The organism is uncultured Tissierella sp. (genome assembly GCF_902479755.1).
Taxonomy (GTDB): domain Bacteria; phylum Bacillota; class Clostridia; order Tissierellales; family Tissierellaceae; genus Tissierella; species Tissierella carlieri.
Window position 1 is genome coordinate 79,686 of record NZ_CABSQO010000017.1, and the last position, 9,679, is coordinate 89,364.

Annotated in this window: 7 protein-coding genes and 1 pseudogene; 3 read left to right on the plus strand and 5 right to left on the minus strand. The window is 31.0% G+C overall.

The features are described 5' to 3' along the window. Positions 1-315: 315 nt before the first annotated feature. From RDK80_RS10565 to moaA, 4 genes and pseudogenes are all read right to left on the minus strand, one after another. The gene (locus RDK80_RS10565) at positions 316-2,049 is read right to left on the minus strand and encodes a sigma 54-interacting transcriptional regulator (protein ID WP_201259963.1); all 1,734 of its coding nucleotides are present in this window, start codon (positions 2,047-2,049) and stop codon (positions 316-318) included. Positions 2,050-2,540: 491 nt separating this feature from the next. Beyond that, on the minus strand, positions 2,541-2,987 hold the full coding sequence (locus RDK80_RS10570) for an MOSC domain-containing protein (RefSeq protein WP_308524269.1): 447 nt from the start codon (positions 2,985-2,987) through the stop codon (positions 2,541-2,543). A 6-nt stretch (positions 2,988-2,993) separates the two neighbouring features. Continuing rightward, positions 2,994-3,443: pseudogene (gene moaC, locus RDK80_RS10575) on the minus strand (cyclic pyranopterin monophosphate synthase MoaC); the annotation flags it as partial. Positions 3,444-3,445: 2 nt separating this feature from the next. Next, complete coding sequence (moaA, locus tag RDK80_RS10580) at positions 3,446-4,402, minus strand: GTP 3',8-cyclase MoaA (RefSeq protein ID WP_308524264.1); 957 nt, start codon at positions 4,400-4,402, stop codon at positions 3,446-3,448. 353 nt (positions 4,403-4,755) lie between these two features. On the opposite strand from moaA, the gene RDK80_RS10585 reads away from it, so the two are divergent. Together RDK80_RS10585 and RDK80_RS10590 are read left to right on the plus strand one after the other, a co-directional pair. Next, positions 4,756-6,330 (plus strand): PTS sugar transporter, encoded by a 1,575-nt coding sequence (locus RDK80_RS10585; protein ID WP_094904484.1) that lies wholly within the window; start codon positions 4,756-4,758, stop codon positions 6,328-6,330. 2 nt (positions 6,331-6,332) lie between these two features. Then, positions 6,333-7,169 carry a hypothetical protein gene (locus tag RDK80_RS10590; RefSeq protein WP_308524265.1) on the plus strand — a complete coding sequence of 279 codons (837 nt, stop codon included), beginning with the start codon at positions 6,333-6,335 and terminating at the stop codon, positions 7,167-7,169. A gap of 141 nt (positions 7,170-7,310) precedes the next feature. Here RDK80_RS10590 and RDK80_RS10595 read toward each other — a convergent pair whose 3' ends face one another. Next, positions 7,311-8,033, minus strand: a complete 723-nt coding sequence (locus RDK80_RS10595) for a GntR family transcriptional regulator (protein WP_308524266.1) — start codon at positions 8,031-8,033, stop codon at positions 7,311-7,313. A gap of 347 nt (positions 8,034-8,380) precedes the next feature. Here RDK80_RS10595 and mnmA point away from each other — a divergent pair, with 347 nt between their 5' ends. After that, the gene (mnmA, locus tag RDK80_RS10600) at positions 8,381-9,508 is read left to right on the plus strand and encodes a tRNA 2-thiouridine(34) synthase MnmA (RefSeq protein ID WP_308524267.1); all 1,128 of its coding nucleotides are present in this window, start codon (positions 8,381-8,383) and stop codon (positions 9,506-9,508) included. The last annotated feature ends 171 nt before the right edge of the window (positions 9,509-9,679 follow it).

The following is a 9,679-nucleotide window of genomic DNA, read 5'->3' on the forward strand; positions in this document are numbered from 1 at the left end:
TATTTTTTTATCTTTTTAAAAAACGCAAAATAAAAAGTTGCTGATAAATATCAGCAACTTTTTATTTATATTTTTAACTAATAATAAATTTAATATCTTAATATCTTTATAATAAAACTAGTAAGAAATCCAGTATTTGCAATATCTTCCTCAATATATGCAATATTAATTTTAATTATTGGTTAGTATAATTAATACATGAATAAAATAGTTCAATTATCAAAATGATAAATCAATTTATCGTTTTGATAATTTTTTTAGCTTTGTATTGCACCAATTATACATATATATTTATAATAATTATCAATTTGATAATCATTCTTTAAGCTTTCTATATAAAGTGGCCACTCCTATACCTAATTTTTCCGCAGCCAGCTTCTTACTTTCTGTACTTCTCCCAAATGTATCCAAGGCTCTTTGTATATGCTCCATCTCTATTTCAGCCAATGTTTTTATATCTTCTTTATTCTGACTAATTATTATATCTTTACTATTTAAAATGTTTTTTGGAAGCATTTTCGTTGTTAGGATTTCTCTATCATCTGAAATATTTATCATAAACTCAATAGTATTTTGAAGTTCTCGTACATTTCCAGGCCAAGGATAATTCAATAAAATATCTCTGCATTCTTCATCTAAGCCTCTGACATATTTATCAAAGAGAACATTATATTTATCAATTAGCTTATCAATTATTAATTCTATATCCCCTTCTCTGTTTCTAAGAGGCGGTACTTCTATAGGAATTACATTTAATCTATAATATAAATCCTCTCTAAATTTATTTTCTCTGATTTGCTCTTCTAAATCCAAATTTGTAGCCGCAATAACCCTTATATCAAGATCAATAGGCTGATTTGATCCTATTCTAGTTACTGTTCGCTCCTGCAATACTCTTAGAAGCTTAACCTGCATATATAAAGGCATATCCCCTATTTCGTCTAAGAGTATGACTCCACCATTGGCAAGTTCAAATTTACCTATTTTTCCATTTGCATTAGCACCAGTAAATGCTCCTTTTACATATCCAAATAATTCAGATTCAATTAAAGTTTCGGTAATTGCACTGCAATTCACCGCTACAAAGGGCTTATGCCGTCTATCACTTAAATCATGTATTGCCCTAGCCACTAATTCTTTTCCTGTACCACTTTCCCCGCTTATTAGAACTGTTGACTGTGTAGGAGCTATTCTCTTTATTTTTTGCTTTAACATTTTCATAGCTTTCGACTCACCTATGATATCGTCTATATCTAATCTTCTTTCACTTGTCGTTATTTTATATATATCAGAGCTTATCTTGTTCATATTGTTAAAAATAAATACTGTTGCATATTCTTTCGATATTGAATGTATAGGTATAATATTCCCTACGAGAAAGAAGCTTCTCCTACTTATCTTAAGTTCATAAAGTTCTCCCCCCATTATGTATTCATCTTTATCTATTAGATCTACCCTTTTATCTAAATCAGTGGAAGATAACTTTAGTTCTCTCATAGCATTATTGTTAATTATAGTTATTTTGTTTTCAGCATCTAATGCAATTACACCTTTATCTATATTATTCAATATTTTCTTGAGCACATCCATTCTCTCTTCTTGCATCATAGATTCATTATATTGATATACCTTAGAGCATATAAAATCACTTATTTGGTATAAAAACTGCATTTGGGAATCTAGATCACCTAATATCCGTTGTTTTTGTTCATTAGTAGAGCAAATCAAGCCTATTACTCCTATAATTTCTTCTTCATAAATAAGTGGTGTGGATATTTCAAGTTTCTCTATACAGCTATCTTTTTGTATACATTCTATACATATCTCATGTTCACGTGGATTCTTTATTATTTGAGACCTTCCAGTTTCTATTACCTTCTTATATACAGATCCTTTATTTACTTCACCAATTTGCTCCTTAAATATTCCAGTCCCTGCAACCCTTCGCATATTTATATCTACAATTTCTACATCTACTTTTATTGCATTGGATATTATTTCAGCATATTTTTTTACATCCTCTTGAATTTTTTCTAATAAAGATATCACTTTATCTCCTCCAATAATAGGATATTATATGGATTGTATTAAATCGACTGCTAGGATAAATATTCAGGCTCCCTAAGGAGCCTGTTTTATACTATAATATACTATTTATATTCTCCCATACTATTAATTCTAGGATTTATTTATAATGTCTCATTAGTATGCATGTGTCTCACTACCCTATTATATATCTATATAATCTAATAACTCAAGTTAAAATATTGCAAATATACAAAGTTCACTGTCTCTTAATATGACATCTCGATTATTATATATACTATATCTTGTACTCTTCTAAATTTATATTTGGATAATCCTTGTTTTTACGATTATAGATATTTTCAGAGTTCTAAAGAATGAAATAAATCCATAGAACCTTTGGAAAGTGTATCTTACCAGCTATCATTATATTGTTCGCTTGTTCTCTTTGCTCTTTATATTGCTGAGTACAAAGATATTAGTTTTTACCTTTTCTAGAGATATATTGCATAAATCTATATAACTTCTATTATATCTCCCTCTTTTATGATTCCACCTTTTAGAACCTTAGTAAATATTCCTTCCTTTGGCATTACACATTTGCCAACCTTCTGAGATATTGCACATCCCGTATGACATTCCTTACCTATTTGGGTTACTTCTTGGATCGTCTCTCCTATAATTAGTTTTGTACCTATAGGAAGCTCATAAAGTATTATTCCCTCAGTAGTTATATTTTCTGCAAATACTCCTGGTACTAATCCTTCTATACCTTGATTTTCCATTTTATCAAAACTTTCTATACCTAATAAACTTACTTGTCTATGCCAATTACCTGAATGTGCATCTTTTTCTAATCCAAAGTTTTCTATAAATAAACCTTCTTTTATCGGTTCTTTTATTACTCCTTTTTTATCTGATATATTTATAGATAATACTTTTCCTCTAATATCTTTATACATGTAATCACCTGTCTTTCCACCTGTCTTTTTTATAAGTCGTATATCTTCAATTACCATGTCCTTATCAACTGCTTTACACATATCATATATGGTTAAACATGCAATAGATACTGCTGTTAGTGCTTCCATTTCTACTCCTGTTTTTCCTATGGTTTTCACTTCTGATTCTACCTCTATTGCATTGTCCATTATATTAAATCTAATATCTGCTCCTGTTAAAAATATATTATGGCACATTGGAATTATATCACTTGTTTTTTTGGCTCCCATTATTCCACCTATTTGAGCTACAGATAGAACATCACCTTTTTTTATTAATCCTTCTCTAATTTTTTCTATGGTTTCTCTATTCATTCTGATTTTTCCTCTTGCTATGGCTTTTCTTCTGGTGTCTTCCTTTTCACCAACTTCTACCATATGAGCTCTGCCATGTTCATTAAAGTGTGTAAATTCCATCTTTATCCCCCTATTTGATTCATATTTCTCTTTATATATTCACCATCTTCTAAATGGTGTGATTCTTCTTTTTTATATATAGAATTAAGTATTAGTTTTTTGATATCTTGTCCACTTCTTAAAGCTTCTTTTATATCTATTTCATTATTTGAATGTAGACATAATTTCAACTGTCCTCTAGATGTTAATCTAACTCTATTACAATTGGCACAAAACTTACAGGATATTGGATTTATTATACCTACCTTGCCTTTTCCATTAGGTAATCTGTAATATACTGCTGGAGATGATATATCTTCTCTTGGTATAGGTGTAAGTTCTTTAACCTTCTCTAATATAATATCGTTTGAAATAAATTTTTCTTTAGCCCAACTAGCTGCTTCACCTATTGGCATTAACTCAATAAACCTTAAATCTATTTCATCCTTTTCCGTTAACTTAACTAATGATTCTATTTCATCATCATTAAAACCACCTATAAGGACAGTATTTATCTTTATTGGTGTTAATCCTACACTCCTTGCTTCTTCTATTCCCTCAAGTACACATTTAAGTTTACCGCCTCTAGTAATTAAATTATATTTATCTTCATCTAATGTATCTAGACTTATATTCACTCTATTTAGTCCTGCTTTCTTTAACTCTTTGGCATATTCTTTTAAAAGTATACCATTTGTAGTCATTGCCAAATCCTTGACTCCTTCTAACTTTGATACCTTAGATATTAGATCAACTATACCTTTTCTCGTAAGGGGTTCTCCCCCTGTAAATCTTATTTTATTAATACCTAAATCTACAAAAGCCTTTGTTATTTCATATATTTCTTCTAATGTTAGCATTTCTTCATGAGAAAACTTAGAAATTCCCTTCTCTGGCATACAGTATCTACATCTTAGATTACATCTATCTGTTAGGGAAATTCTGAGATAATTTATTTCTCTTCCAAAAGAATCTTTCATAATAATCACCTTTTCTTTAGTTTAGTGTTAATTCCCATATATTAATAAACTTATATCATTCCAAGACTTCTGTCATATACCAAAGCTCTTTGAATTCTAATATTATTATAAATAGTTTTTATTTTTAGTTAATATATAACTACATTATACACTTTTTTTATATAAAAAAACAAAATATAGATATAATATGACTATATATGGAAACCACTTCAACTCCAAAATCCAGTGAAATTTACGAATACGATAATATGAGTAAAATCAACACTTTCTATTAATATTGTTAAAAACTATTGAATTGTACGTACATTTGTATTATTATAGATGTACGTACAACCATAGGAGGAGGGAATATTATGAAAAAAATTGCCATTCTAGGCAGTAGCGGAGGAAATCTTTATAACTTGGGAGGAAAAGAACCTCTCAAACTACTTGGCGAAATTGAAACACAATGTAAATCAGCAGGTATTGAAGTAGAAGAAATTCAATTTATTGGAGCTAAGGCTTCAATGGATAATGTAAGCAAGGACACCCCTACTAGGCTATATACTTGGGATTCTATCCAAAATAAAATAGCTTTCTCTGAGGAAAAATCTCTTTCAGAGATTAATACTATGTCTGAAGAAAAAGATATAGCTATAGCTGAAAAGATTAATGACGGGAAAATAGATGGTTTAATTTTAATGAGTTCTGATCCAAAGAATACAAATAAACATTCTATTAAAGCGGCAACAGATAAAAATATCCCTATAGTAGGTACTGGTGGTACATCTATGGCCACTATACAATCCTTAGGCGGAAATGTAATTGCAACTTCTGGCACTACTGGTACAACCAATAGAACTAGAGCTGTAGCTTCTGTACAAGCATTGAGTAAATATTGGGGGATTAAGTATAAACCAACTATAGGAAGCTCATCAGGCGGTGGTGATAGTTCTACAGATGATAATATACTCCAAAGGATTAGCTTTAGGGGAATAATGATGTCCGCACTACCTGGATTTATTGCAATGGCATTAGTTCTTGCGTTAAGTAAGGTTCCAGCATTCAGCAGCCTAGAAGATGTATTTAATATTTTAATTCAAGGATTACCTGTCATAGTAGCAGCTATTGCAGCAAAACAAGTATCCGGACTTGATGAAGTTGGAATAGTTGCTGGGGTAGTCGCTGGTATGCTCTCCTCAAAGGGCGGACTAATCGGAGGTCTGATAGGTGGTATCTTAGCTGGTATTCTTGCTATTTATTTAATTAGACTTGCTCTAGGCTGGAATTTCCCTGGAACAACAGCTAATATAGTTTCTGGAGGATTATCTGGTCTAATTGCTGGATTAATAGTTTATTTCTTAATATCCCCAATTACTTTAATGTTGGGTGATGGAATAAGATCAGTAATTGAAACTGCAGTAAACTTTAGCCCAATTTTAGCTGGTGGATTAGCTGGGTTACTAATTTGGCCTGCAATAATAGGAGGAGTATATCATGCAGCAATATTACCAATAGTTTTATTAGAAATGGAAACAACTGGAGCAAGCTTTTTAGGAGCTGTTGATATGACAGGTTTAGTAATGGTTTCAGCAGGTATTACTTTAGCAAATATTTTATTTCCGAAACAAAAATCCGAAGCGGCTATTGCAGCACCTGGTTTTTTTATTAATGTGGCATTCGGTACATTTGTTGAAGCCGCATATCCTTTTATGTTTTCAGATAAACTAGTATTTGTAGGTGCGATGATATCGGCAGCATTATCAGGTATATTCGTAGGTATATTTAATGTTCATGGTACAGCTTATGTACCCTCAATTACTGCACCTGCATTATCAGATAATCCATTTGGATTCTTAGTTAGTATGTTAGTAGGATTAGTTTCAGCTTTTATAATAACAGTAATAGCTAATAAGGTTAATAAGTCAAAAATCAATAGGGAGGCATAATAATGTTTACATCAGATATGGAAAGTAAAAGAAGAAGAGCTCTAAATAAGGTCTTAGAGGCAATAAAACTGCATGGAGGAACTACAATATTAAGCACAGGAATAACCGGAGATGACGCAAGACTTGCAAAAGCAGCAGTCGATGCAGGAGTAAAACTAATAGAACCAAATCATCCAGCAGTAGCTCTGGCAAGAGGATTTAAAGGTGTTACAAACATGCATGATGCAGAACAGATCCGTCATGAGTTACCAATTATTGAAATGATAAAAGTTACTGAAGGTATAAGAAATGTAGTAGGTCAAGATATATTTATAACTGTGGGGATACCGGGTGGATTCCATGAATTAGTGCCAGTAGAAATATCAGACGAGATTTTCATAAACTTATCTAAAGTAGGAGCAGACGGACTTCATATTCACAAATCTAGTTTGAAGGATTTAGAAGAGGTAGTAAATAAAGCTCATAAATATGGTCTGCTCGTGGATGCTTATATTGCACACCCTGATGATCTTCATACTTTTGGATTACCTGCCAGAACTCCTGAAGAGGTGGCTAAAGTTGCTAAGGATATGGAAAATATAGGAGTTGACCTTATAGGTCTTATGACTGGTATGAGTTATGAAGGTGCAGATGCAGGTGAAATTCATCCAGTTGTCAAAGAAAGACTTCATGCTTTAATAGAATCAGTGAAGGTTCCTACACTTGCAGAGGGTGGGATAAATCTAAATAATTTCAAAGCATTTTCAGATACAGGTGTTAATATCTTAGTAGTGGGTACTGCAATTGACGATGCAGCAAGAAGAGCAACCCAAGACGTGGTTAAAAAATTTATTAAATAATAAGTAATCAAAATAGATAGTATAAATTTATACTATCTATTTTGATTTCCCATGAAAAAGTACTATTCTATCTTAATAGGAACTTGACCTTAAATAAACTTCATGAAATACTATTCTATGATGCTTTGATAAAATCTCCTTTTATATTCTCGGCATACTTGCAAAAAACATATATCTTGTTCCAATATAATAACTCTCAACAAAATATAAAGGTTTCTTATTATCAGTATATACAACACATTTCATTTTCAATATCGGAGAACCTTTATTTATCTTTAAGTGGTGGCTATATTCTTTGGGACATCCTTCAGCTTCCAAGTACATATTTCCATAATCCAATTTCAAATTATAATGTTCTTCATATATTTTATATAAAGATGTATCCCTATTAACTAACTTATCTAAATCTGGACATAATCTCTCAGATACATAAGCTATCTCATAACACATTGGCTCATTATTAGCCAATCTTAATCGTTCTATTCTATAAACCTTTTCATCATCTAATATTTCAAGGTAATCCTTAACTCTATTATTAGGCATCTCAAGACTAAGATTTAATATCTCGCTAGATGGAATTAAACCCATATATCTCATCTGTTCTGAAAAGCTCTCCAGAGAAGTAAGTTTATATCTGGATTTATGACTATTTACAAAGGTTCCTTTTCCTGCTTGCCTATAAACATAGCCTTCTTGGGCTAATCTTTGCAATGACTTTCTAATAGTATCTCTGCTTACCTTGTAATCTTCCATAAGCTGGTATTCTGGTGGTAACTGCATACCTTCTTCCCATATATTATTATCAATGTTTTCCTTAAATTTATTATATAGCTGTATGTATAGGAAATCTTTTTTCGTTGTCAATATTCACACCCACCTTATCCGTTAATAAAATAATCCACTCAGTATTTTAAACATACCAGCGGACTATACAATATCATTATAGCACAGTTTGTCAATAATTGTACTCATCTGTCAACATTATAGTACACCTTTCCTCCTTATCAAATTATTAATTTGAATAATATCACATATTATACACTCTCAAAGAGTATCTCCTTCTATACTTATTTTTTACTTTAAAGTTAAATATTACAATAGAACATGGGAATATCATATTTTTAAAATTATAAATATAAGAAAAACAGAAAATACTATGATATAATACTTATATGAAAGTGTAATAAGATTTGTTTAAAAAGGAGAAAGCTATGGCAAAAAAAGTAATATTAGGTATGAGCGGAGGAGTTGATTCATCTGTTTCTGCATTACTCTTAAAAGAAGCAGGATATGATGTAATTGGACTTTTTATGAAAAATTGGAATGAAAAAGATGAATATGGTGTATGTACAGCAACTGCAGATGCCGATGATGCTAGAGCAGTGGCTGATCAATTAGATATTCCCTTCTATACTATAAACTTTGAAAAAGAGTATTGGGATAGGGTATTTACTTATTTCCTAGATGAATATAAAAAAGGAAGAACCCCCAACCCAGATGTTATGTGTAACCAAGAGATAAAATTTAATGCCTTTTTAGATTATGCTTTGAACTTAGAAGGAGATTATATAGCTATGGGACATTATGCCCAAGTAGAAGAAAGAAATAATGGCTATTACCTTATCAGAGGAAAAGATAATAATAAAGACCAAACTTATTTTTTATCAAGAATAGGACAAAAAGCTCTTTCTAAGACATTATTCCCTATAGGTCATTTGGAAAAAAAGGAAGTTAGGGAATTAGCAGAAAAACATAATTTATATACTGCTAAAAAGAAAGATTCTACTGGTATTTGTTTTATAGGCGAAAGAGATTTTGATGAATTCTTAGATAAATATCTCTTAGCAAAAGAAGGAGATATTATAGATATAAAAGGAAATAAAGTGGGTAGACACAGTGGACTTATTCATTATACACTAGGACAACGAAAAGGAATAGGAATTGGTGGAGTAGGTACAGGAGAACCTTGGTTTGTAGCTGGAAAAAATATAAAAGAAAATATACTATATGTAGCTCAAGGAGAAAATAATCCAGCACTTTATTCTATTTCATTAATTGGAGAATTGCCTTCTTGGATACTAGAAAAGTCCCCAAGCATGCCATTAAGATGTACAGCTAAGTTTAGATATAGACAGTCTGATATACCTGTAACCGTAGATGTACTTGAAAATGGAAAACTCCATATAAAATATGATAATCCTGTAAAAGCAGTAACACCAGGTCAAGCAGCAGTATTATATCAGGATGAAGTATGTCTTGGATCTTGTATCATAGAATCTATCGAACCATTGGATAAAAAATACTTGTATTTAAATAAAACTATTGAAGAGGACTTATAGCTCTCTTAATTTAACTATATAATAGTGTCCATATTTTTTATGCTTTTCAGTTAGAAATATAGACACTATTTTTCTTCTGCATTCTTCTAAAAAAACATCTTATATAACCTCTATTTTATCTCCCTCTTTTATGATTCCACCTTTTAGAACCTTAGTAAATATTCCTTCCTT

What these genes read in the sequence shown, in the direction of transcription:
- mnmA (WP_308524267.1), top strand. Translation starts at nt 8,381, where the DNA reads ATGGCAAAAAAAGTAATATTAGGTATGAGCGGAGGAGTTGATTCATCT.
- moaA (WP_308524264.1), bottom strand. Translation starts at nt 4,402, where the DNA reads ATGAAAGATTCTTTTGGAAGAGAAATAAATTATCTCAGAATTTCCCTA.
- RDK80_RS10585 (WP_094904484.1), top strand. Translation starts at nt 4,756, where the DNA reads ATGAAAAAAATTGCCATTCTAGGCAGTAGCGGAGGAAATCTTTATAAC.
- RDK80_RS10570 (WP_308524269.1), bottom strand. Translation starts at nt 2,987, where the DNA reads ATGTATAAAGATATTAGAGGAAAAGTATTATCTATAAATATATCAGAT.
- RDK80_RS10590 (WP_308524265.1), top strand. Translation starts at nt 6,333, where the DNA reads ATGTTTACATCAGATATGGAAAGTAAAAGAAGAAGAGCTCTAAATAAG.